Below are 23,729 nucleotides of genomic sequence, written 5' to 3'. Positions count from 1 at the left end.
GAGCAATGTTAAATCTTTTGATTATGCCTTCCTCGCCGGCCTTGGCGGAGGAATTATCTCCCGCAGATGCCCCTAGCCGCGCGCTATTAGGCGCAGCTCGGCAGCTGGTCCGCGAATACGCGTCGGCCAATGAGGAGCTGGTGTTAGACATCGTTGGCTCCAGGGATGCACGCTGGCATACGGCACATACAGGTTCACTGCGCGCGTGGGGTGCCCCGAGTGTGGAGCTGGGCGAGGGCAATTACCTGCCGGAGCTTATGGCGCGCTACATGCTTGCAGGTGGTCCGGATTATCGCGTGGGCGAGGTCCGCGAGCACCTAGGCACCCCGCGCGCGGGCGTTCTCACCATCGTGTGCGTAGACGGCAGTGCCGGGCTTACCCAACGCGCGCCGCTCGCGCTTATCGACGCCGCCCCCGCGGCCGCCCGGTGGTGCGAATCCCTGCTAGCGGGCGCGGACGAAAGCTGCGATGAAGAAAAGCTGCGTGCCGCCGGCGTCGAGGAGACTGTGCTGTGGGCAGAGCTCGCGGCGCTGCGGCCGCTAAAGGCAGAACTGCGCGCGGCGGATTCGACGCTGGGCGTTGGACGATACGTGGCGGGGTGGCAATGCTAAGACCAATCGCAGTCGTAGGGCCTACGGGTTCGGGTAAAAGTGACTTGGGCGTGCAGCTCGCGCATGAGCTAGACGGCGAGGTTGTCAACGTCGATTCCATGCAGCTCTACCGCGGCATGAACATCGGCACGGCGAAGCTCACGATTGAAGAACGCGAGGGCATCCCGCACCACCAGCTTGACGTCTGGGAAGTCACGGAGAAGGCCTCCGTCGCGCGCTATCAAGCAGACGCCATTGCCGACGTCGAGGCGATCATGGCCCGCGGCAAAACGCCCATCCTCGTGGGCGGCTCGATGCTCTATGTCCAAGCGCTCGTCGACGACTGGCAGTTTCCACCCACCGACCCTGCAGTTCGCGCGAAGTATGAGCAGCGGAGGGTGGAAATCGGCGTCGATAAGCTGCACGCGGAGCTTGCAGAAGTAGATCCGGCCGCGGCCGCCATCATCGAGGACAAGGACCCGCGGCGTACCGTCCGTGCGCTGGAGGTCATCGAGCTGACCGGCAAACCCTTCAAGGCCAGCCAGCCGCTGAAGGACGCTCCGCCGCGTTGGAACACGCTGCTGCTGGGCCTGCGCACGCAAGCAGATTGGCTCAACCCGCGCATCGAGTTGCGCAGCCGACGTATGTTCGAACGCGGGCTCGTAACGGAGGTCGAGCGCCTGCAAACACAAGGCCTCGTAGAAGATTCCACTGCCGGCCGCGCCATCGGCTACGCGCAGGTATTCCAAGCTCAGCGAGGAGAGCTGACCTGGGATGAAGCCATAGAGCGTACGATTACCGGAACGCGGCGCTACGTGCGCCGCCAACGCTCCTGGTTTAACCGCGACAAGCGCATCAACTGGCTGGATGCGGCCGCCGATACGCGCGGGCAGGCGCTGCGTATTATTGAGGCATGAAATTTGCCAAGGGACACGGTACGGAAAACGATTTCGTCATCATCGAAGACCATGACGGCCAGCTAGAGCTTAGCCCCGAGCGCGTGCAGCGCCTGTGCGATCGCCGCGCCGGCATCGGCGGGGATGGCCTGCTGCGCGTGGTCCGCGCGGGCGCGCTGGGGGAGCCGCTCGCAGACGGCATCGCGGACGAGGATTGGTTCATGGACTACCGCAACGCCGATGGTTCCGTCGCCGAAATGTGTGGCAACGGCACTCGCGTCTTCGCCCACTGGGTGCGCTCCCGCGGCTTGGTGAATGCCGATTCCTTCACCGTCGGCACCCGTGCCGGTGCGAAAACGGTGACGGTGCATTCCTTCGATGAGTTCGAGGCGCAGGTTAGCGTGGAGATGGGTGCTGCGCGGGTAACCGGAGTTTCCACCGCGTCGATGGCAGGCGAGAGCTTTGCGGGCCTAGGTGTCGACGTGGGCAATCCACACCTGGCAGCGGTCATCCCGGGGCTTTCAGCAGAGGGCCTGGCCGAGATGACCTTCGAGCAGCCGACTTTCGATGAGTCCTTCTTTCCCGAGGGAGTCAACGTTGAGGTGCTGACTCAGCTCGCCGAAGGCGCCGTTTCCATGCGTGTCTTCGAACGCGGCGTCGGAGAGACCCGCTCCTGCGGCACCGGCACCGTGGCGGCCGCATGCGCCGCGCTTGCCGACGCCGGCTACGGCACCGGCACCGTCAGCGTCCATGTTCCCGGCGGCACGGTGGAAGTGGAGATCTTTGACGAAGACTCGCGTCTTACCGGCCCTTCGCGCATCGTGGCAACTGGCGAGACCGCGCTTTAGTCTTTGTAGTGCGTGCCGAGGGAAAGGGCCGCGCGGCGGGCGGCGAGCCAGGTCTCGCGCAGCTCGGTCGCGCGGTCATCGGTAACCCTTAAGAGGGATTCCAGCTCGTCGGTTTCGATGTCTGTGCGGTATACGCGGATGTCCAAGCGGCTTAAGAATCGCTTGGCGCCGTTTAATTCGTAGCGGAAGGCCTCGATGGTGGGATCCGTGCAATCCAGATCCAGCAGCGCGGGGCGGTGCAAAGTGCGGTCTGCAATGGCATCGGTATTTTGCGAATTGCAGAAGGCGTCGAATTCAGCGATCACGTCGCGGATATCGTCCGCGGAAAGATCGATGGAGGTGCGCAGGGCGGCGTGCTCGGAGGCGTCGGGACGTGCAGAGGCGAAAAGCCATATGGCGCCTGCCACCAAGAGCGAAATGAAAAGGCCAGGCAGTTTCAGGGTCACGATGAGCGCAACGGCTGCCACCACCGCGAGGGTGACGGCGAGCATATGTCGCCCTGTCGAGTCCATACCTGGCCCTTCTTCGTTTTATTTAGTGGCATCCGCCAGAACCGCAGGAGCAGCCGCCGTCGGAGCCGCAGCCGCCGGTGGGCATTTCGATTGAAGCCGTCAGCATACCAGTTCCAGCCAGAACTTCATCCTTGGCGGGAAGCTCGCCGAAGCTGGCCGGTAAGCAGAGGTCGAACGGGAAGACGCCGTCCATGACCAGGTGCATGAACTTTTCGCCGGTGAGCTGGTTTTCGCGCCACTCGGATTCCATCACGCGGGCGGCGAATCGGCAGCCCGGGGTAGGCACCGCTGCGCCGGAACCCTGCGCGACAATCTCTGCGCCCTCAGACTCGAAGGCTGCGGGGTAAGTATCAAACTCCGCCTCGTAGTCTGCGGCGGAGGCAAAGCGTTTCACACCGAAGCCCATGACGCTAAGGCCTACCTGCTGCCACGGCTGGGTTTCTTCGTCTGCCAGCAGCGGACCCTGCGCGAGGTTAGCGGTGGCCTGTGCGAGAACGGTGCCGAATGGGTCCAGGATTTCCATGAAAGCCAGCACGTCATTGACCATGGACACATGCGCAAAGCCCTGCGTCACGGAATCGAAACCGATATAGGTGGCAAAAGGCTCGACCGCGAGGATATTGATCTGCGCTCCGGACGGGTCCGCGAATTGGATGAGCTGACCGTCGCGGATCTCGCCGGTGACGGTGAGCTGGTTGGTGGAAATAGCTGCCTCAACGGCGTCTTGCCAACGCACAAAGTTCAGGCCAATTGCCTGCATCTCAGTATTGGCAGTGGAGGCGGGGGAAGATTCGGTCATAGTGGCTATTGTATCTCCGCAGGCTTTAGCTACTAAAAATTGGGGTTTTAAGCCTGCGACGTGCAAGAATAAAAGCAACATGAACGAAAATCACGAAGAACTTCTCGCGCAGGCTTTTGGTGAGGAATTCCAGCCCACCACGGGCGACCTCGATCTAGCCGAGCGCAACGCCTTTCGCCGCGTTTCCACCACCATCCGCGCTGAGGACACCACCGATGGCTATGAGGTGGAGTACCGCAAGCTGCGCCTCGAGCAGGTCGTACTCGTGGGCGTATGGACCGAAGGCACCGTCGCCGAAGTAGAGGCCACCATGGCCGAGCTTGCCGCGCTGACCGAGACCGCCGGCGCCGAAGTCGTAGAAGCGATTTACCAAAAGCGCGAAAAGCCCGACCCCGGCACCTACATCGGCCGTGGCAAGGTCCAAGAACTCAAAGAAATCGTCGAAGCCACCGGCGCCGACACCGTCATCTGCGACGGCGAACTGCAGCCCGGCCAGCTTTCCGCCCTAGAGCGCGAGCTCAACACCAAGGTCATTGACCGCACCATGCTGATTCTGGATATCTTCGCCCAACACGCGAAGTCCAAAGAGGGCAAGGCGCAGGTCTCGCTTGCACAGCTGGAATACCTCTATACCCATACCCGCGGTTGGGGCGGCAACCTCTCGCGCCAGGCGGGTGGCCGCGCGGGCTCTAACGGCGGCGTCGGCTTGCGCGGCCCCGGCGAGACCAAGATTGAGTCCGACCGTCGCCGCATCCGCTCCGAGATGGCGCGCCTGCGTAAAGAGCTGCGCGGAATGAAAACCGCACGTGATATCAAACGCTCGAAGCGTCAGGCGTCGACAATCGCGCAAATTGCGATCGCCGGCTACACCAACGCGGGCAAATCTTCCCTCATCAACGCGATGACCGGCGCAGGCGTGCTGGTGGAAAACGCGCTTTTCGCTACCCTTGACCCAACCACCCGCCGCGCAGAGCTTGCCGACGGCCGCCAAGTCGTCTTCACCGACACCGTCGGCTTCGTGCGCCACTTGCCCACGCAGCTGGTGGAGGCCTTCAAGTCCACCCTCGAGGAGGTCTTGGCTGCAGATATCATGCTGCACGTGGTCGATGGCTCCGACCCGTTCCCGCTGAAACAGATCGAGGCTGTCAATAAGGTCATCTATGACATCGTGCAGGAAACAGGCGAGCAGGCGCCGCCGGAGATTATCGTCATCAACAAGATCGATAAGGCCGATCCGCTGGTGCTTGCTGAGATTCGTCACGTGCTCGACCGCGAGAACGTGGTCTACGTATCCGCGCACACCGGCGAGGGCATTGACGAGCTGACCTCGCGCGTTGAGCTCTTTCTCAACTCCCGTGATGTGCACGTGCGTTTGCTGGTGCCTTTTACTCGCGGCGATGTTGTCTCCCGTGTGCATGCCGAAGGCACCGTTTTGGGCGAGGAGTACACAGGGGAGGGCACGCTTGTCGACGTCCGCCTGCCTGCCTCCATTGCCCACGAATTGGCGGAGTACGTTGCGGAAGAAGTTTCCTAAAACGCCGCTGGTGGGCCATAATGAAAGCTCGTGAGTACTTTTGGTTGGCGCCTGCACGGCGATGGTAAGAATATTGCACCTGGCGCGGTAGTAGCGCCCGAAGAACGCTTGAGCTGGGGCCGCACTATCGGCATCGGCATGCAGCACGTGGTGGCTATGTTTGGCGCTACGTTGCTGGTTCCCACCTTGACCGGTTTCCCGGTTAATACGACGCTGCTGTTCTCGGGCATCAGCACTATTTTGTTCCTGTTGATTACCCGCAATCGCCTGCCCTCCTACCTGGGCTCTTCTTTTGCCTTCATCGCACCGCTGACGGCGTCGCAGCAGTATGGCATTAGTGCGCAGGCCGGTTCCATTTTGGTGACCGGTGCAGTGTTGATGGCCGTCGGTTTCGTGGTGAAAGCTGCGGGGCGCCGTGTGCTGGACGCGGTGATGCCGCCGGCCGTGACCGGTTCCATCGTGGCGCTCATCGGCCTGAACTTGGCGCCGGCGGCCACGACGAACTTCCAGACCCAGCCGCTCGTTGCAGCGATTACCCTGGCTGCTATCGTCCTTGCGACCGTGGGTGGGCGCGGCATGGTCTCCCGCTTGGGCATCCTCATCGGCGTTGTCGTGGGCTGGGTCTTTGCGGCGCTTACCGGAAACCTGGCGGAAGGAACCGCGCAGACCATCCGCGATGCTGCCTGGATTGGCTTCCCGCAGTTCCACTCGCCGGAGTTTAAGTTCTCTGCCATCGCCGTGGCGCTGCCGGTGCTGGTGGTGCTGATCGCAGAAAACATCGGCCACGTTAAGGCCGTGTCTGAGATGACGAAGCGCGACCTCGATGACCTAGCTGGCGACGCGCTTATTGCCGACGGTCTCGGCACCGCCATCGCCGGCGGCTTCGGCGGTTCCGGCACCACAACTTATGCCGAGAACATCGGCGTTATGGCCGCGACCCGCGTGTACTCCACGGCGGCCTACTGGGTGGCTGCGGTCTTCGCCATCTGCTTGGCCTTCATCCCGAAGTTCGGCGCCCTGATTTTCACCATCCCCACCGGTGTGCTGGGCGGAGCGACCCTCGTGCTTTACGGCCTCATCGGCATGCTGGGCATCCGTATCTGGATGGATAACAAGGTCAACTTCAACAATCCGGTGAACCTGACCTGTGCTGCGGTGGCGTTGATTGCGGGCATCGGCAACCTGACGCTGAACGTGGGTTCCGTTTCCCTCGAGGGCATCGCTTGGGGCTCCATCGGCGTCATTGTGGTCTACCCTGCGGCGAAGTGGCTCTACGAAACACTTGGTGAGGGCAAGGGCGCCAAGTACTAAAAGGGGATACGTCACCAATCTCGCCCCTTTTCGGGGTGAATTTGGCGAAGTTATCCACAGGCCAAAAATTGCCTCTTGTGGGGCTTGGTGAGGGCTTTTTAGGCTCAAAAACCATGAACGCACTAGCAGACTTCCTCGCAGCCCAGGCGCCAGGCATGGCCATTCTTGCCGGCGCCTACCGGCGCAGCGAAGCACAGCTCGTGCAGCTCGGCGCGTCGAACTTACAAGCCCGCGAGCTTATCTATCTGGCGGGCATCTATTTTGGCCCCACCTCCTCTTCGCGCCGCCAGCGCAACGCGCAGAGCTCAGCGCATAGCCTGTCCACGCTGACGATGATCGAAGGCTACATTTCCCGCATCCCACGCCAACGCGATAAGTGGAAAGTGCGGGAAGCACTCTGCGCGAGCACCCTTCCCGCGGACAAGCTGAAGGCAAAAGCCCGCGCGATGGCGAAAGAATACGCCAAGCAACCACACGAAGGGGTGCGGATTACGCGGCGTCGCCAAGCACTGTGGTCCCTGACCGTTACCGGCAAGCAGGACATGATTGCCGATATCTTCTCTGCCTTAAAACCCGAAGCGCCCGTCCAATCCTTTTATGAGGGATTCTTTTCCGGTGCGCACAAGCCGGTGGCGGGCTCCCACGTCGTCATCACTCTGGATGAGTTCGTGGAAATCGCGCAAGGCGGCGGAGAGGAAATCCTGCTTCGCATGACCAACGGCGCGAGCATTTCTGGCGCGGATTTCGTCTCCCGCGTGCTTTCCGCGCATGGATTGGTCAGCCTCGTGCATCCTTATGAAGGGCCGGTCAATCTTTATCGCATGCGGCGGTTTGCTAATGAAAAGCAGCGTCTGCTGGCCGCGGCCGAAAATCCCACGTGCGCGTGGCCGGGCTGTAATCACCCGGCGGATAGTGCGCAGGTCCATCACCTCACCGCTTGGGCTAGGGGAGGCGATACGAACATCGGAAACCTCGTTACCTGCTGTGCGTATCACAACGGAATAAACGACGACTCTCCGCCAGGAAGTTCGCCGAAAACTTCCCGCGGAAAGCTGGCTCGCATTCGCGGAAAAATCACCTGGTTGCCGCCGTGGGCTTCGCCGGTGAGCTAGAGCCCCCGCCACGCGCGGGCGCTTTGGCATGCTCAAAACTTAAAAAAGACTCCCAAGCTTTAAAGCTCGGGAGTCTTTTAAAGCTAACGCTAGGAAGCGTCGAGGTCCTGCTCGATGAGAGCGGCGATCTTCTCGACTGCTTCTGCATTCTCGGAGGTAACGGTAACTTCGTCACCCTGCTCAGCGCCCAAGGCCATGATCATCAGGGAGGAAGCTGCGTCGGTCTCTTCGTCGTCATCGCCCCCGACGAGGGTCAGCAGAATGTCTTCGTCATAAGCCTCTGCAGCGTCTGCGATGATGGACGCAGGACGTGCGTGCAGTCCGACGGAAGAGCCAACCTTTACGGTCTTAGATGCCATGATGATAAGTCCTTTCGACTATGTGAGATTTCGTGCCTACGAGTGTACGCGTTATGCCGCGGCCTTGGCAGCCTCCGCCTTGGCGGCTGCTTCCTCGACGGTCTTGTTCGGCCAGAACTGCTTCAGCGCGATGACCGCCAGCGCGGAAATCACGACACCCGCCGCGATAGCCAGGACATAAGCCCAGGCCGGGTCGATGGCAAAGAAGACAAAGATGCCGCCGTGTGGGGCACGCGAACCGACGCCCAGGGCCATCGACAGTGCACCGGTGGTGGCGCCACCGAGCATCATCGCCGGGATGACGCGCAGCGGGTCAGCGGCAGCGAATGGGATGGCGCCCTCCGAGACGAAGGAGAGGCCAAGTAGCCACGCGGACTTGCCGTTTTCCTGCTCCGCCGGGGTAAACAGGTTCTTGCGCAGGAAGGTTGCAATCGATAGCGCAATCGGCGGAACCATGCCGGAGGCCATGACGGCGGCCATGATCTCCATGGAAGCCTGGTCGCCGGTGGAAAGGCCGGCGGTGGCAAAGAGATAGGCCGCCTTGTTGACGGGGCCGCCCAAGTCGAAGCACATCATCAGGCCGAGGATGATGCCCAGCAGCACGGCAGACGAGCCGGACATGGAAGATAGCCAGTTCTGCAGGCCGTCCATAACTGCGGCCAGCGGAGCGCCGAGCAGCAGGTACATCAACAGACCTGTGATAAGGCTGGTCAGCAGTGGAATGATGACAACCGGCATCAGGGAACCGATCCAGCGCGGGACCTTCCAGTTGCCGATCCACATGGCGATGAGTCCCGCGATAAGACCGGTGACCAGGCCACCGATGAAGCCCGCGCCGAGGGTGACGGCGATGGCGCCGCCGGCGAAACCAGGAGCGATGCCCGGGCGGCCGGCAAATGCGAAGGCGATATAGCCCGACAGTGCCGCAACGATAAAGCCCATGGCTGCTTGGCCGATGGCAAAGAGCACCGCACCGATATAGAGCAGCAAGCCGGAGCGGTCGAAGCTCATCATCTCGCCGTCGACCTCAACTTGGTGGCCGGGCAGGTTGGTCAACGAGTAGTTGGTGGAAATCGCCTGCCAACCGTTGGCCATGTCGTATCCGCCGAAGAGGAAGCCGAGGGCGAGCAAAAGGCCGCCTGCGGCGACGAAAGGCACCATGTAGGACACGCCGGTCATGATCGCCTTTTGAATGCGCTTGCCCCAGCCGAGTGCTTCGCCTTCTTCTCCGCTGCCTGATGTGCTTCCAGACGCGCTTTCCGACGCCCCCGTTCCCGCCACGCGCCGCGCATTCGGGTTCTTGGCGGCGGCGACTGCCTCATCGAGCATGACGCCGGGCTCGTTGATGGCGCGCTTGACGCCGGATTCGATGACGGGCTTGCCGGCGAAGCGTTCACGTTCGCGCACTCCGACGTCAGTGGCGAAAATGACGGCGTCAGCGGCGTCGATCACCGATTGCGAGACGGAGGCGTTATTCGAGGAGCCTTGGGTCTCGACGGTGAGGTTTATGTCGGTGCGCTCTGCCGCGGTTTGGGTCAGGGCGTCGGCAGCCATGTAGGTGTGCGCGATGCCGGTGGGGCAGGCGGTGACCGCCACGATGTTGGTGGCTGCGTTCTCGGTAGTTGGTGTTGCGGTAGCGGACGCCGCCGTAGCGGCGGAAGTTGACGCCGCGGAAGCAGATGACGCCGCGGAAACAGAATTCGCGGGCTTCTTTGGCTTTTCCGCGTTGACCACATCCAGCACCAGCTTGACGATTTCCTCCTTGGTCGCCGCAGTACGCAGTGCCTCGAGGAAGTCCTTCTTGACCAGCGCGCGGGCCAATTTGGAAAGGATCTTTAGATGCGCCTTACCGCCACCGGCGGGGGCAGCGATGAGGAAGACCAATTGGGCGTCACCGTCTGGACCGGAGAAATCGACGCCGCGGGAAAGGCGCGCGAAGGCCAGCGTTGGCTCGGTTACGACCTCAGAGCGGCAGTGTGGAATAGCAACGCCTCCGGGCACGCCGGTGCCAGCCTTGGCCTCGCGGTCGATGGCCGGTTGGGCGAGACCCTCGACGGAGGTCGCGCGCCCCGTCTCGTGCACCAGGGTGGCAAGGTTTGTGATGACAGATTCGACACTGTCGCCGAAATCGGCGTCCAACGCGACCAAGTCTGTCGTGATGAGATTGGATGCCATGAGGGCACTCCTTTAATGATCAGAGTTGTAGTTAAACGCGGTTATAGGGTTAAAACTTTAGTTTCTGCGATATTGACTTGTGCAGGCTTTGGTAGCTGGGTGCCGGGCAAAGCCGCTGCGGCAGAACCGTAGGCCACGGATTGGCGCAAAGCTTCCGCAAAGTCCTTCCCTGCGCGGCGGGCCAAAATATAGCCGGCAAGTGCGGAATCACCCGCGCCGACGGTGGACGCGACAGCCGTGGGAGGTGGGGTAGCAGCCCAAGCGCCATCTGCAGTAGCGAGAACTGCGCCAGCACCGCCCAAAGTGACGAGAACCTCATCGACGCCGCGGCCAACCACTACGCGCGCGGCTTCGACAACGCCTGAGTAGTCGCCCTGTTCCGCGGCCGCCTCGAGTGCATTTCCGTCAGTATCGGTGAGCTGGCCGAGTTCAAGCCCATTGGGCTTGATTAGATTCGGCGCGGACTCGTTGAGGCGCTCTGCAAGGGCGACCATCGGGGCGTCAGAAGTGTCGACGGCGATGCGTGCTTGGGGCGCGGCGGTGCGGATGACGTCGACAAGCGTGGCGTACCAATGCGTGGGAACGCCCTTGGGCAGGGAACCCGCAAGCACCACCCATTCCGCGCCGATGGAAAGCGCGGCCAGCGAGGAGGAAATGGCAGACTGGACTGTCTCGTTGAGCTCAGGGCCAGGGCCGTTGACTTTGGTGGTGCGGCCACCTGGCTCGGTGATGGTGGTGTTGGTTCGGACAGAACCGGGCATAGATACGGCATCGAAGGGAATGTTGCCGTCTTCCATCAAGGTAAGGAAGTGATCGCCCTTGCGCGCGGGCAAAAGAGCGACGGATTTCTCGCCGGCAAGGTGCACCGCGTGCGTGACGTTGACGCCTTTGCCGCCTGCGACCTGAGAAACCTGACTGGCGCGGTGAACTGCGCCAGGATTGATGGCTTCTTGGAGGTTTAGGGTGGCGTCAATACTGGGGTTGGGGGTCAATGTGAGAATCATTGTGGAGACTCGTCCCTTTCGCAGTTTGCGTATATTGGGAGAAAGCTAGCTGGACGGTGGTCGAGCGCAGATTTCTGCTCCCTGTTGATTGTTGTCTGGTTATGCCCGAAAGTCAATCAAAAGAGTGTGGTATTCGTTGCTTTTTCGCCCGATCTGTGATGATCTAGGGGGAGAGCAAATCCCCTCCCGAAGGAATGTGTGATGGAAAACGAATCTCAATCAACCATCAAAGGTACTGGCGTCGTTGCCGGTGTCGCATACGCCGAGGCCGTGTGGGTGCGTCCTCGTCCAGAACTGCCCACTGCTGGGGAGCTAATCGACGAAGAAAAGCGCGACGGCGAGTATGACCGATTCCTAGAGGCCGTCGATATCGTGGCAAGCCGCCTCGAGCAGCGTGCGGCCGGCGCAGAAGGCCAGGCGGCTGAGGTGCTGGGCGCTACCGCCGGCATGGTCAAGGACCGCGGTTGGCACAAGGCGGTGCGCAAGTCCATCCGTGCAGGCCGGCCGGCGGAGTACGCAACCGCGAGCGCGACTGAGAAGTTTGTCACCATGTTTGAAGCAGCAGGTGGCGTGATGGCCGAGCGTACGACGGACCTGAAGGATGTGCGCGACCGCGTTATTGCGCAGCTGCGTGGCGAGCAGGAGCCAGGTTTGCCAATGGTCACCGGGGAAGCAGTGCTGCTTGCTGATGACCTCGCGCCCGCCGATACCGCAACCCTCGACACCGCACACATCAAGGCTTTGGTCACCGAGCTCGGTGGCCCGACGAGCCATACAGCGATTATCGCCCGCCAGCTGGACATTCCATGCATCGTGGCCGTGGGCGCGGAGCTGCGTGACATTGAGGCCGGCACGCTTGTGTTCGTGGACGGCTCTATTGGCGCGGTGAACTTGGGTGCCGACCGCGAGGAGTCTTTGCGGGCGGTGGAGGAGTACCGCGAGAAGGCTGCGCGAGTGGCGCAGTGGCGTGGCCCGGCGCAAACTAAGGATGGCCATCGCGTGCAGCTTTTGGCCAACGTCGCGGACGGAAACGCGGCGCGTATCGCGTCGGATTCCCAGGCGGAGGGCATTGGTCTTTACCGCACTGAGCTTTCCTTCCTCTCTGCGAGCGAGGAGCCGACGGTGGATGAGCAGGCGCGCATCTATGGGAAGGTCTTTAACGCCTTCCCGTCTTCCAAGGTGGTTGTTCGCACCTTGGATGCGGGTTCAGATAAACCGATTTCTTATGCCACCCTGTCTTCCGAGGAAAACCCTGCGCTTGGCGTGCGTGGTCTGCGTATCGCGCGCGATAACGAGGCGCTGTTGACTCGCCAGCTGGATGCCATTGCGAAGGCTTCCGCAGACCGTGGCGACGATGCCCCGACGTGGGTTATGGCGCCGATGGTCGCTACCGCCGTTGAGGCGAAGTGGTTCGCGGGTCTTTGCCGCGAGCGTGGCCTTACTGCGGGCGCCATGATTGAGGTTCCCGCGGCGGCTTTGATGGCCGATACCATCATGCCGCATCTAGACTTCGTCTCCATTGGTACCAATGACTTGACGCAGTACACCATGGCGGCGGATCGTCTTTCCCCGCAGCTGGCATATCTTACTGACCCATGGCAGCCGGCGGTGCTGCGCCTTATCCAGCACACCTGCGTGGTGGGCCAGGATAACGATGTTCCGGTTGGCGTATGCGGCGAGGCGGCAGCGGATCCGCTGCTCGCCTGCGTGCTGACTGGCTTGGGCGTGAACTCCCTGTCGGCGGCTTCCACGGCCGTCGCCGGCGTGGGCGCCCAGCTTGCGGAGCTGACGTTCGAGCAGTGTCAAACGCTTGCCGACGCCGCCATCAACGCCGAGGGTCCATCCGAAGCCCGAGCGGCAGCGCTCGCTTTGTTGGACGAGTTCTAAAACATAACAATAGCCCCGCTTTTGGCGGGGCTATTGTTGTATGTGCCGATGCTACTTATCGGCGGCGATGACTACTTCGATTTCGCGCTCGCGAAGCGCCTCGATGAAGCTTTCTGGTGCGGCGGAATCGGTGATGACGACGTCGATATCCGCGATGGAGGCGAAGCTGACCAAGTAATCGTTACCGAGTTTTGAGGAATCGCAGAGGACCACGACCTTGTGGGCGTTGGTGACAAAGGCGGCCTTGATAGCTGCCTCTTGGGAATCTGCGGTAGACAGGCCGTGGTCGAGGGTGAGTGCATTGGTGCCGATGAAAGCGACGTCGGCACGCATGAGCGCCATGGTGCGTAGTGCAGTATCGCCCACGACTGCCTGGGTGATGGCGCGGACGGTGCCGCCGAGCAGCTGAACGTCGGGAACGCCGTTGCTTGCCAAGGAGAGCGAGATGGGCAAGCTATTGGAAACTATCGAAAATTGCCCTGCGGCGAATTGTTGGCCGATGAGGTCTGCCAGGGCATTGGTGGTGGTACCCGCGTCGAGGAAGACGCTGCCGCCGGCGTCTGGGAGGAACTGCATGGCGGCGCGTGCGATGGCAATCTTGGCGCCGGTAGCGGAACGCTGCCGGGTGTCGAGGGTCAGCTCTGCGGTTTGGAAGGACTGAGAGGCCACAGCGCCGCCATGCACGCGGTGCACAACGCCTTCGCGGTCTAGAACCGCGAGATCGCGACGAATGGTTTCAGCGGTGACGTCGAAGCGCTCGGAAAGCTCGGTGACGTTGACGCGTCCCTCAACTGCGGTGAGGGAGGCGATCTGACGGCGACGCTCCTCTGCGTACATAGGGTCCTCCAAAGGTCTGCCCAGGAACGGGGTGGGGGCTAGACAACTTCCGATTCTTGGGGGTAAAGCGGAAGCTGTTGCCGGAATGATACTGGCTTGCCTCTAGTTTTCCAGAAATCCCTACGAATCGGAACGAAACAAAGAGTTTCACATATCGCCAATCTTGCGTGCGATCGCCGAAATTTTCTTTAGCTGCAGATTTGCAAAATGTGACATTAAACGCCGGTCAATGGGCAACCGGAAAATTACGCATAAAAGGGGGTATTTTCGGGCACCCGTTGGCCGGCGTTGAAGCAGCAGAAGTGGGTGGTTAGAGCTTGCGGAACACAGAAACTACCTTGCCCATGATTTCTGCATCGTCACCCTTGATTGGGGAGTAAGCATCGTTGTGGGGCAGGAGCCACACGCCCGAGGAATCCCGGTGGAATTCCTTGACGGTGGCTTCCTCGCCGTCGAGAAGCGCGGCGACAAACTCGCCTTCCTCGGCCACCGACTGCGAACGAACGATGACCCAGTCACCGTTGAGGATGCCTGCGTCCTGCATGGAGTCTCCCACAACTTGGAGCATGTATAGTTCGCCGCTGCCAACTACGTCATCAGGCATGGGGAAGTAGGTGTCGATGTTTTCTTCGGCGGTGATCGGCGAACCTGCGGCAATGCGGCCGACCACCGGAATATAGGAAACTGCGGAAGCGTCCTCTGGGGTGGCGTCGACAGGCTGCTGCGGTTCTTCCTTGCGCGCAGCCTTGCGCCCTGGCTTCTTGGGTTCTTCCTCATTGAGGTGGCGTACGTCGACGGCGCGGGGCTTGTTTGGGTCGCGGCGCAGGAAGCCTTTTTCTTCTAGTTGCTTGAGCTGATAGGCCACGGAAGAGGTGGACTGGAGGCCGGCAGCGTCGCCGATTTCGCGGATGCTTGGTGGGTAGCCACGGAGCATGACTGCGTCGTGAATGACGTCGAGGATGCGGCGTTGGCGCGGCGAAAGGGAGTTGATGTCGGGCTTAGCGGAATTTTTAGCTGGCTTGCGTGGCACAGTTTCTCCTCGGCGGGGGTGGAAGTTGCCGCGCGGCTTCCGTCGCGGCTTGGGTTGTTCGAACTTGGGTTGTTCGAATTTTCGAAAAGCTTCCCTTCTTTTCTACCACGTGGGGGACAAATGTTCGAGAAATTTGCCGGAGGTGTGGACAAACTTTCGAAAAGTTGTTATAAATCGAACATAGCAACTAATTCGAACGGATTATCGATGAACCTTTTCGAACATGTCGCAGCAGAAAAGTACTCTGCAACCATCAGTTAATCGCAACGCACAAACACTGGAGAATCTCACAATGGCTATCGCACTCAACACCGCATCCACCTATGTTACTTCCACTAATGCTCGCCGCGCGTACCGCGCTCGCGTCGTGCCGGCTGCCTCTGTTTGGGATGCGGATGTCTACGATGCCCGTCGCGCTGGGGTAGCCGCAACGCCCCACGATGTTCGAACCCTTAGCGTGGATAATCGAACATACGGAGCCCCTATCCGCCGCTGCGCGAATTCTGAATCCGCTGGTCATGGCGAGCAAGAATATTCGCGTGCGCAATCGAATCGTGCGAATTATCTGTTGGGCGCTGTCTTTGGTGCAGCCGTGTTCGTCGGAACTGTATTCGGAGGATTGACTGCTGATACTGGTGCTGTCCACACCGAGAACGCCCAAGTGGTCCAGGCAGGCGTTACGCACTAGCCGCCGCTGCACGCTAGCCCCGTCCCGCGTTAGCTGCCGTCGCGCTTTTGGCGTGCGGCGCTGTGGGCGTGCGGCGCTGCTGGTGTGGGAAAGTAATCACTCGGCTTGGATGCAGGCCGGAAAATGGCATCCCCAGTTGTTTGGGCAGTACACTAAATGCGGTCTTAACGCCTGCCTTCCACGTGTGGGAGGTGGATGACGTGAAAGTGAAAGGAACCGTGCGGTGTACTGCCCGTTTTGTCATTATGAACAGTCGCGAGTCATCGACTCTCGTGTAGTCGACGCCGGCACCACCATCCGCCGTCGGCGCGAGTGCGCCTCCTGCAAAGGCCGTTTCACCACGATGGAAAAGGCGGTTCTTTTGGTGGTTAAGCGCAACGGTCTGGCGGAGCCGTTTAGCCGCGACAAGCTAATCCGCGGCGTCCGTCGCGCTTGCCAGGGACGCGACGTCAGCGACGACGCTTTGAAAAAGCTCGCCCAAGAAGTAGAGGAGACCGTGCGCAGCCACGGTTCCTCCCAGGTCAACGCCAACGACATTGGCCTTGCAATTCTCGAGCCGCTGCGTGACCTTGATGAGGTGGCCTACCTGCGCTTCGCGTCCGTTTACAAGTCCTTCGAAAGCGCCGACGATTTCGAATCCGAAATTCGCCTGATGCGCCGCCGCGACCGCGATAGCTTTTAAGAGCCGCAGTGCCAGCCGAGGGCTGGTGCTCGTTTGTGGATGGCGGCGAACGGCGTATGTCCGCATCTGGAGCTAGACGGCGTGGTGATTAGCGGAGCTTGTCCACCGCCTTTTGGATGCGGCGCAAGGATACCGGGTGCGCGGTGCCGAGGCGCTGAGCAAACAGTGAGACGCGTAGTTCCTCGACCATCCAGTAGATGTCCTTGACCTCGCGGGTTTTGGCGCGTCCGGCGGGCAGGTTGCGCAGGCGATTGTTGAGGTAGGCTTTGGCCTCGTCGACTTCGGCTTGCCGGTCCGCGTCTTTGTCCGGGTCTATTCCCATCTCATCTAGACGAATCCGCATAGCCTGTACGTAGCGCGGCAGATGGCGCAGGTGCGCCATGCCATGCAAGGTGATGGCGTTTTCGGGAAGCAGGAACTTCAGCTGCTCCCGCATATCGTCAATGGCAGGGCCTTCCCATTGATCGAGCTCGGCACGCAGGTTTGCATACTCGGCAAGCCCTGGCGCGATTGCTACCACGGATTGCCGGACGCGGCCAGGCACCTGGGGCTTGACGACGTCGCGAAGCTTGGCGAAGCCCTCCGGCGACCGAGGCGCACCGCCGGCTTCGACCATGAGATCGCGAATGGCAGCCACCCGCGCATCGCCGACGAGGCCTTCAGCGCCGCCGTGCGGGTAGGCGTCGACAGCCACGCGCTGCTGCAAGGGCAGACCCTTGACCATCTGTTGGTGATTGACGTTAATCTCCCGCAGGAGCAGCGTCAGAGTAGTGGTCATCATGGCGGCGTCGGCAGCGGCCTTGGTGGGGTGAACCTTCAGGGAAACGCCGTCCGCGGTTGCCACGAGCGCGGGGTACGCGGTGACCTCATGGCCGTCAACCACCGTTTGGACTTCCTCGTCAATAGTGCCGAGCGTCTCCAGCGTCCACTCTTTGACGGCCTTCGACTCAGACTTGCGTCCGACCCGCGAGACTGAGGACTTGATGTGCCCCGCCTGGCGCTGCACGAGCGCTGCGAGGTCCCGGTCAGAATCGATAATCTTCCCGCGCTTATCCACCGCAGCGTAGTTCATCTGCAGGTGCGGCGGCAGGCTGGAAGGCCGGAAGTCGGAAGCGTTGATCCCTTGGCCACCGAGCTCGCGGAGGACGTCGGCAAGCTGCTGCGTCAGGGGGCCCTCATAAGGAAGCAGACGCGGCAGGGCACGCTCAGCGAACTCCGGCGCGGGAACCACGGTGCGGCGCAACGCCTTCGGCAGGGAACGGATTAGCTCCGTGACCAACTCCAGGCGCAGGCCCGGCACCAGCCAGTCGAAGCCGTCCGTATCCAGCCCTGCAAGCAACGGCACGGGCACCATCAAGGTGACGCCATCGAGGGGATCGCCGGGCTCGAACTTATAGCTCAAGTCATAGTCAATCGAACCCTTCAGCCACCTGTCTGGGAAGGCTTCCTCGGTGACGTCGTGGTCTTCCTCGATAAGCTTTTCCGGGTCGAAGTCCAGCAGGTCTGGGGTCTTGTGACGCTGCTTCTTCCACCACGAGTCGAAGTGCCGGCCCGTGGTGACCTTGGCGGGGATACGTGTGTCGTAGAAATCGAAGAGCGTGTCCTCCGAAACCACCAGACCCCGGCGTCGCGCCTTGTCCTCAAACTCGGCGGCCTCTTCCAGCTTTTTCACGTTGTCGTGGAAGAAGTGGTGGTGGGTATTCCACTCGCCTTCGATCAGCGCAGAGCGGATGAACATATCGCGGGCGGCGGTCGGGTCGACGCGGTGATAGGGCACCGTGCGGTCTACCACGATGGGCACGCCGTAGAGCGTCGAGCGCTGTGTGGCGACGGCGGCGGCGCGCTTGCGTGACCACACGGGATCGGAATAGTTGTGACGTAGCAGGTCCGCTCCGAGCTTTTCGACCCACGCGGGGTCGATGGCGGCAACGTCGCGTGCCCACAGGCGCGAGGTTTCGACGAGTTCGGCGGCCATTAGAAATTCCGGCGGCTTCTTCGCCAGCGCGGAACCGGGGAAGACCAGGAAGCGAGTATTGCGGGCACCGTGGAATTCCTTGGAGTTGCCATCGCGCGCGCCGATGTTGGACAAAAGGCCCGCTAAAAGCGACATATGGATGTCATCGGGGCGGCGTTCGGTGGCTTCTTGCTGGTTCCATCCGAGCTGCTTGGCGACGTCCCTAAGCTGGCGCACCAAGTCAAACCACTCGCGGATGCGCATGTAGTGCAGGAATTCCTTCTTCATGCGCTTGCGGAAGGCGTTGCCGCTCATCTCGGTGCGGGCGTCCGTGAGGAAATCCCACAGGTTGAGCATGGCGAGAAAGTCGGAGGAGGCGTCCTTAAAGCGCGCGTGGGCTTGGTCGGCTTGCGCCTGGTATTCGAGGGGGCGCTCGCGAACATCTTGGATGGTCATGGCCGCGACGATGACCATGACGTCTTCCAAGCAGCCGGAGCGGTGGGCCTCGACGAGCATGCGCGCCATGCGGGGGTCGACGGGGATGCGGGAAAGGTCGCGGCCGATGTCGGTGAGAACCGGAAGACCGTCTTTTTCCTCTTGCGAGTGCAGGGCGCCGAGCTCGCGGAGGAGCAGCAGGCCATCGCGAATGGCCTTGTTCTCCGGCGGCTGCACGAAGGGGAACTCCGAGATATCGCCGAGGCGCAGCGAAATCATCTGCAGGATGACGCTGGCCAAGTTGGTGCGCAGGATTTCGGGGTCGGTAAATTCCGGGCGGGAGGCGAAGTCCTGCTCGGAGTACAGGCGGATGGCGATGCCGTCGGCAACACGGCCGCAGCGACCGGAACGCTGGTTGGCACTGGCCTGCGAAATCGGCTCGATGGGCAGGCGCTGGACCTTGGTGCGGGTGGAATAGCGCGAGATACGCGCGGTGCCGGTGTCTACCACGTATCGAATACCCGGGACCGTCAGCGAGGTCTCTGCGATGTTAGTGGACAGCACGATGCGCCGGCCGCGGTGCTCGGAAAAGACGCGGTGCTGCTCGTCGTTGGACAGGCGGCCAAACAGTGGGGTGACCTCAACGCCGCGCCACTTGCGCGCCTCGATGGCCTCTTGCGCGTCGCGGATATCGCGCTCGCCGGGGAAGAAGCAGAGGATGTCGCCTTCGCCCTCTGCCATGAGCTCCTCGATGGCCTCGCACAGGCCGTCGAGCGGATCTTGATCGACGACCTTGCCCCCGGCCTCGAACTCGAGCGGCCGGTAGCGAATCTCCACCGGGTAGGTGCGCCCAGAGACCTCGATGATGGGCGCGGGCTTTCCCTCACCGTCTGCGAAGTGCTGGGCAAAGCGCTCTGGGTCGATGGTCGCGGAGGTGATAATCACCTTGAGATCCGGGCGCTTAGGCAGCAGGCGCTTTAAGTAGCCCAGCAGGAAATCAATGTTAAGGGAACGTTCGTGAGCCTCATCGATGATGATGGTGTCATAAGCATTCAGGAAGCGGTCGCGCTGCATCTCCGCGAGTAGGATGCCGTCCGTCATTAGCTTCACGGCAGTGGTAGCAGATACGCGATCATCGAAGCGGATGGCGTAGCCCACAGACTTGCCGATCTTCTGATCCAATTCTTGCGCGATACGCTCGGCGACGGTGCGCGCCGCTAGACGACGCGGCTGGGTATGGCCGATCAGCCCCTTGCGGCCACGGCCTAGCTCGAGACAGATCTTAGGGATTTGCGTGGTCTTACCGGAGCCGGTCTCGCCGGCGATGATGACCACCTGGTTATCGCGGATGGCTTCTGCGATGTCGTCCTTGCGGCCGGAAACCGGAAGGGTCTCGGGGTAGGAAATGGGGGGAACGGCGGCGTCGATTAGCACGACGCGCTCGCGGGCTTGTTGGATATCGCCCCCGATTGCGGTGAGGGCTTGGGGCGAGCGGGCCTTGCGAAGGCGGCGTCGGAAGGCGCGGGCATCTTTGGTAGAAACCTCGTCGAGAGCGGCGTAAAGCTCGTCGCGGGTGGGCGTTGAAGAAGTCGTCATAGCTGGTTGTGAATTCTACTAGCCGTCGTAAGCGGCGGGAAATGTTGATAGGGTGGGTGCGATCAAGACAAAAGAAAATGAATATAAATAGAGGGGATAGAGAATGTCTTCACCTTTTGGATCTGCAGGCGACGGCAAGGATTTCCCGCGTTACGAGCCAACCAACCACCCGGAGGACCGTCCTGACTACGGCTTGCCTTCCTACGGTAGCTACAACGCGGGCGGGAACGCTGGCTACGACGAGCAGCCACAGGGCGGCGTGGGTTACAACGGTCCTGTTTACAACGGCCCGGTTTCTGCCACGAAGGCTATCGGCTGGGCATTCCGCACGGTCTTTAGCAATTGGCAGCTGTGGATTTTGGGTTCGCTTTTGATGTTGGCTGGCTTCGGCATCTTCGGTGCCGTCGTGGGATTCATCTCGGCCTCCAACGGCGACGGCAACGCCGCGTTCACGGGCAATATATTCTCCAACGTGATCACGCAGGTGGTTTCCCTGCTGGTCTCCTTGTTCGTCATGCGTCTGGCGCTGTTCCAGATTGATGACCTGAAGACAGGCTGGTCCTACATCGGCAAGGACGTGCGATGGGGCAATACCTTCCTGATGCTGCTGATCATCGCGGTCGTTTCCTTCCTGGTAATGGGGCTTGGTGTGATGGTCTTTGGTGGCACCGCCTTTGCCACGCTCACCAGCGCGGACGTTCAGGACGAGGAGGCAGCTCTGGCGGCTGCTGGCACCGTCTTCGGCATCCTGGCAGTGCTGGTTATCATCAGCTGGCTGGTTACTCCGCTGTACAAGCTGATGCCATGGTTCGCAGCCGACGGTGACTCCATCGGCGATTCCATCAAGAAGGGCTTCACGGCGGGCAAGGCCAACTACCTGCAGCTGCTGCTCTACGCGCTGATGATGTTCGGCCTGGGTATCGCTTGTATCCTCACGCTTGGTCTGGGCTTTTTCATCTTCGCTCCAGTTTCCTTGCTGGCTGAGGCGCACTTGTTCCGCCAGTGCGCTGGTCGCTACACACCGGCCTAAAGATAAAAGAAAATTCCTCGGTTCCAATCAAGGAGCCGAGGATTTTTTATACGTTGCGCGAGCGCTGCAGGGCTTCTTCGAAGGCCGCAGTAACCAGCGCGCCGAACTTGCGGAACTCTTCGGCGCGGGCGGCGGAGCTGCGGAAGACCAACCCCACCTCGCGCTCAGCGGTAACACTTGGGTCGAAGCGCGAGACCTGCAGGTGCGGGTTCGTGCACTCGGTGGCAATGGCCGATTCCGGAACCAGAGTGGCGCCCAGCCCGCCCATGACTAGCTGCAAGATGGTGGTCAAAGAGGATGCACGAGTAACCGAGTTAGTGGCCTCAGACGGGTTGATATGCGCGCGGCGGCACAGATCGAGGACTTGATCGCGGAGGCAATGGCCGTCGTCGAGAAGCAAAAGCTTCAGGCTATCTAGCTCTGCAGGGGTGAGGTCCTCGCGGCCTGCCAGGGCATCGTTGTTGTCGGTGACCACGACGAAGTCCTCCGTGTACAGCGGTACGTCCACCATGCCGGCGGCCTCGGAGGGCAGGGCGATGATGGCGAGGTCTAACTGGCCGTCGCGAAGCTTGCCCAAAAGGTGCTCCGTCTGCTCCTCCACGAAGCGCGGCTCGAGTTCTGGGTAGGTCTCGGTGATAGACCGCAGCAGGGTAGGCAGGATATATGGCGCGATGGTGGGGATAACGCCGATGGTCAGCGGCCCAGTGAGGGTACCGTGGGCTCCACGGGCATGGGCATGGAACGCATCGGCGGCCTCGAGCGTTGCTTTAGCGTAAGGCAGGAGCTCCTCGCCATTGGCGGTGACTATCACCTTGCGCGTGGAGCGCTCGATGAGCTGAATTCCAAGGCCCTGTTCGAGGGCCACGAGGGCTTGGGAGAGGGAAGGCTGGGAGATTTCCAGCTTCGCGGCGGCGGTGCCGAAGTGTTTGTTCTCCGCGATGGTGACGAATGTTCGCAGCTGAGCGAGTGTGGGACGGTACTCTTTATTGTGCATGTCTATAACTTTAACATCCATCGATAGGATTTCCTATTGACATGCGCAACGGATGTTGGCATACTTGGCTGCGGCGGGGCTTAAGGCCCCACAAGCGCTGGAAGATGCGCAGCCCAGAAATTTGATTCAACATCTAAAAGGAGATGTCTTTCATATGCCTATCTTGACCGTTGGCGAGAAGTTCCCAGAGTTCGAGCTCACCGCACTGAAGGGCGGCGACCTGCACGACGTTAACGCTAACCAGCCTGAGGATTACTTCGAGCAGGTTTCCCTGGACAAGTACGAGGGCAAGTGGAAGGTCGTCTTCTTCTACCCGAAGGACTTCACCTTCGTTTGCCCGACCGAGATCGCTGCTTTCGGCAAGCTGGATGAGGAGTTCCAGGACCGCGACACCCAGATCCTCGGCGGCTCCACCGATAACGAGTTCGCTCACTTTAACTGGCGCGCAACCCACCCAGAACTGAAGGAAGTTCCTTTCCCGATGTTCTCTGACATCCGCCACGACCTCATCCGCGCCCTCGGCGTTGAGAACGCTGACGGTGTTGCTGACCGCGCAACCTTCATCATCGACCCAGACGGCGTTATCCAGTTCGTTTCCGTTACCCCGGACGCTGTCGGCCGTAACGTTGACGAAGTTCTGCGCGTTCTGGACGCACTGCAGTCCGAAGAGGTCTGCGCTTGCAACTGGGAAGCTAATGACCCAACCAAGAACATCAACAAGATGGACGTCGTTCAGTCTGCTCTCTAAGGGTGACTAAACCGCGCGTGCTCAGTCACGCGTGACGCCTAAGCCCCCTCGGGCAACCGAAGGGGCTTTCCTTTGAACTTCTTCTGAAAAACACTTATTAAAAACGCTAAGGAGCACAAGATATGTCTATCGATAACCTGAAGTCTTCCCTTCCGGAGTACGCAAAGGACCAGAAGCTGAACCTGGGCACCTTGGCTCGTTCCACCGAGCTGAACGAGGAGCAGCTGTGGGGCTCCATGCTGGCTGCTGCTGCCGCAACCCGCAACGACACCGTTCTTTCCGAGATCATGGAAGAGGCAAAGGATCACCTTTCCGCTGAGGCTATCGAGGCCGCTCTGGGCGCTGCCACCGTCATGGCAATGAACAACGTTGCATACCGCGCCAAGGGCTGGTTGGGCGACGACTACGCTCAGGTTAAGTTCGGCCTGCGCATGAACATCATTGCTAAGCCGGGTGTGGAGAAGGCTAACTTCGAGCTGTGGAGCACCGTTGTTTCCGCAATCAACGGCTGCGAGCACTGCCTCGTTGCTCACTCCAAGACCCTGCAGGAAGAGGGCATGACCAAGGAGCAGATCTGGGAGGGCGTCAAGATCGCTGGCGTTATCCAGGCTATCGCTCAGACCATTCAGGTTGAGGCTGCTCGCTAAAAGAACTTTTAAAGGCTCGCACGGTGAAATATCGTGCGAGCCTTTTGGGCGTTTTAACGCG

The 23,729-nt window shown here is 61.0% G+C and carries 21 protein-coding genes; 12 read left to right on the top strand and 9 right to left on the bottom strand.

Annotation, left to right across the window (positions count from 1 at the left end):
- Positions 1-5 precede the first annotated feature (5 nt).
- The 3 genes from QKB66_RS03670 to dapF are packed head-to-tail and all read left to right on the top strand — an operon-like array spanning position 6 to position 2,334.
- Positions 6-611 carry a hypothetical protein gene (locus QKB66_RS03670; protein WP_414252714.1) on the top strand — a complete coding sequence of 202 codons (606 nt, stop codon included), beginning with the start codon at positions 6-8 and terminating at the stop codon, positions 609-611.
- Positions 605-1,507, top strand: a complete 903-nt coding sequence (gene miaA, locus QKB66_RS03665; RefSeq protein WP_414252713.1) for a tRNA (adenosine(37)-N6)-dimethylallyltransferase MiaA — start codon at positions 605-607, stop codon at positions 1,505-1,507. Before QKB66_RS03670 ends, miaA begins: the two co-directional genes overlap by 7 nt.
- Positions 1,504-2,334, top strand: coding sequence for a diaminopimelate epimerase (gene dapF / locus QKB66_RS03660; RefSeq protein ID WP_414252712.1), 831 nt, complete (start codon positions 1,504-1,506; stop codon positions 2,332-2,334). Before miaA ends, dapF begins: the two co-directional genes overlap by 4 nt.
- Here the strand turns inward: dapF and QKB66_RS03655 are convergent.
- Positions 2,331-2,846 (bottom strand): hypothetical protein, encoded by a 516-nt coding sequence (locus QKB66_RS03655; RefSeq protein WP_062038628.1) that lies wholly within the window; start codon positions 2,844-2,846, stop codon positions 2,331-2,333. The two genes, dapF and QKB66_RS03655, sit on opposite strands and share 4 nt — an antisense overlap.
- A gap of 22 nt (positions 2,847-2,868) precedes the next feature.
- Positions 2,869-3,645 (bottom strand): hypothetical protein, encoded by a 777-nt coding sequence (locus QKB66_RS03650; RefSeq protein WP_414252711.1) that lies wholly within the window; start codon positions 3,643-3,645, stop codon positions 2,869-2,871.
- Between the two features lie 79 nt (positions 3,646-3,724).
- On the opposite strand from QKB66_RS03650, the gene hflX reads away from it, so the two are divergent.
- From hflX to QKB66_RS03635, 3 genes are all read left to right on the top strand, one after another.
- Positions 3,725-5,179, top strand: a complete 1,455-nt coding sequence (gene hflX, locus QKB66_RS03645) for a GTPase HflX (protein ID WP_248091765.1) — start codon at positions 3,725-3,727, stop codon at positions 5,177-5,179.
- A 30-nt stretch (positions 5,180-5,209) separates the two neighbouring features.
- Complete coding sequence (locus QKB66_RS03640) at positions 5,210-6,490, top strand: uracil-xanthine permease family protein (protein WP_070497239.1); 1,281 nt, start codon at positions 5,210-5,212, stop codon at positions 6,488-6,490.
- Positions 6,491-6,603: 113 nt separating this feature from the next.
- Positions 6,604-7,602, top strand: coding sequence for an HNH endonuclease signature motif containing protein (locus tag QKB66_RS03635; protein ID WP_414252710.1), 999 nt, complete (start codon positions 6,604-6,606; stop codon positions 7,600-7,602).
- Positions 7,603-7,691: 89 nt separating this feature from the next.
- Here the strand turns inward: QKB66_RS03635 and QKB66_RS03630 are convergent, their stop codons facing one another.
- From QKB66_RS03630 to QKB66_RS03620, 3 genes are read right to left on the bottom strand one after another with little or no spacing between them, the layout of a single operon-like run.
- Positions 7,692-7,961 carry an HPr family phosphocarrier protein gene (locus tag QKB66_RS03630; protein WP_062038643.1) on the bottom strand — a complete coding sequence of 90 codons (270 nt, stop codon included), beginning with the start codon at positions 7,959-7,961 and terminating at the stop codon, positions 7,692-7,694.
- Between the two features lie 51 nt (positions 7,962-8,012).
- Positions 8,013-10,136, bottom strand: a complete 2,124-nt coding sequence (locus QKB66_RS03625; protein WP_414252709.1) for a fructose-specific PTS transporter subunit EIIC — start codon at positions 10,134-10,136, stop codon at positions 8,013-8,015.
- A gap of 41 nt (positions 10,137-10,177) precedes the next feature.
- Positions 10,178-11,140 (bottom strand): 1-phosphofructokinase family hexose kinase, encoded by a 963-nt coding sequence (locus tag QKB66_RS03620; protein ID WP_414252708.1) that lies wholly within the window; start codon positions 11,138-11,140, stop codon positions 10,178-10,180.
- A gap of 201 nt (positions 11,141-11,341) precedes the next feature.
- Between QKB66_RS03620 and ptsP the strand changes: the two genes are divergently transcribed.
- On the top strand, positions 11,342-13,027 hold the full coding sequence (ptsP, locus tag QKB66_RS03615; protein WP_414252707.1) for a phosphoenolpyruvate--protein phosphotransferase: 1,686 nt from the start codon (positions 11,342-11,344) through the stop codon (positions 13,025-13,027).
- Positions 13,028-13,078: 51 nt separating this feature from the next.
- Here ptsP and QKB66_RS03610 read toward each other — a convergent pair whose 3' ends face one another.
- Both QKB66_RS03610 and lexA read right to left on the bottom strand, forming a co-directional pair.
- Positions 13,079-13,864, bottom strand: a complete 786-nt coding sequence (locus QKB66_RS03610) for a DeoR/GlpR family DNA-binding transcription regulator (protein ID WP_414252706.1) — start codon at positions 13,862-13,864, stop codon at positions 13,079-13,081.
- Between the two features lie 310 nt (positions 13,865-14,174).
- Entirely contained in the window at positions 14,175-14,894 is a 720-nt protein-coding gene (gene lexA, locus QKB66_RS03605) for a transcriptional repressor LexA (protein WP_414252705.1), read from the bottom strand.
- 292 nt (positions 14,895-15,186) lie between these two features.
- On the opposite strand from lexA, the gene QKB66_RS03600 reads away from it, so the two are divergent.
- Both QKB66_RS03600 and nrdR read left to right on the top strand, forming a co-directional pair.
- Positions 15,187-15,582 (top strand): hypothetical protein, encoded by a 396-nt coding sequence (locus QKB66_RS03600; RefSeq protein ID WP_414252704.1) that lies wholly within the window; start codon positions 15,187-15,189, stop codon positions 15,580-15,582.
- Positions 15,583-15,805: 223 nt separating this feature from the next.
- Positions 15,806-16,264 (top strand): transcriptional regulator NrdR, encoded by a 459-nt coding sequence (gene nrdR, locus QKB66_RS03595; RefSeq protein ID WP_248091785.1) that lies wholly within the window; start codon positions 15,806-15,808, stop codon positions 16,262-16,264.
- 88 nt (positions 16,265-16,352) lie between these two features.
- Here nrdR and hrpA read toward each other — a convergent pair whose 3' ends face one another.
- Positions 16,353-20,249: an ATP-dependent RNA helicase HrpA gene (gene hrpA, locus QKB66_RS03590; RefSeq protein WP_414252703.1), complete on the bottom strand. Its 3,897-nt coding sequence runs from the start codon at positions 20,247-20,249 to the stop codon at positions 16,353-16,355.
- Between the two features lie 103 nt (positions 20,250-20,352).
- Here hrpA and QKB66_RS03585 point away from each other — a divergent pair, with 103 nt between their 5' ends.
- Positions 20,353-21,279 (top strand): hypothetical protein, encoded by a 927-nt coding sequence (locus QKB66_RS03585; RefSeq protein WP_248091790.1) that lies wholly within the window; start codon positions 20,353-20,355, stop codon positions 21,277-21,279.
- Positions 21,280-21,325: 46 nt separating this feature from the next.
- Here QKB66_RS03585 and QKB66_RS03580 read toward each other — a convergent pair whose 3' ends face one another.
- Entirely contained in the window at positions 21,326-22,273 is a 948-nt protein-coding gene (locus tag QKB66_RS03580; protein ID WP_414252702.1) for a LysR substrate-binding domain-containing protein, read from the bottom strand.
- A 154-nt stretch (positions 22,274-22,427) separates the two neighbouring features.
- Between QKB66_RS03580 and QKB66_RS03575 the strand changes: the two genes are divergently transcribed.
- Together QKB66_RS03575 and QKB66_RS03570 are read left to right on the top strand one after the other, a co-directional pair.
- Positions 22,428-23,021, top strand: a complete 594-nt coding sequence (locus QKB66_RS03575) for a peroxiredoxin (protein WP_061922987.1) — start codon at positions 22,428-22,430, stop codon at positions 23,019-23,021.
- 122 nt (positions 23,022-23,143) lie between these two features.
- Positions 23,144-23,668: a carboxymuconolactone decarboxylase family protein gene (locus QKB66_RS03570; RefSeq protein ID WP_414252701.1), complete on the top strand. Its 525-nt coding sequence runs from the start codon at positions 23,144-23,146 to the stop codon at positions 23,666-23,668.
- Positions 23,669-23,729: the final 61 nt, after the last annotated feature.

Source organism: Corynebacterium sp. c25Ua_89 (assembly GCF_047459735.1).
Classification (GTDB): domain Bacteria; phylum Actinomycetota; class Actinomycetes; order Mycobacteriales; family Mycobacteriaceae; genus Corynebacterium; species Corynebacterium simulans.
The sequence above is the reverse complement of the archived record's forward strand: the minus strand, read 5'-3'. Positions and strand labels throughout refer to the sequence as shown.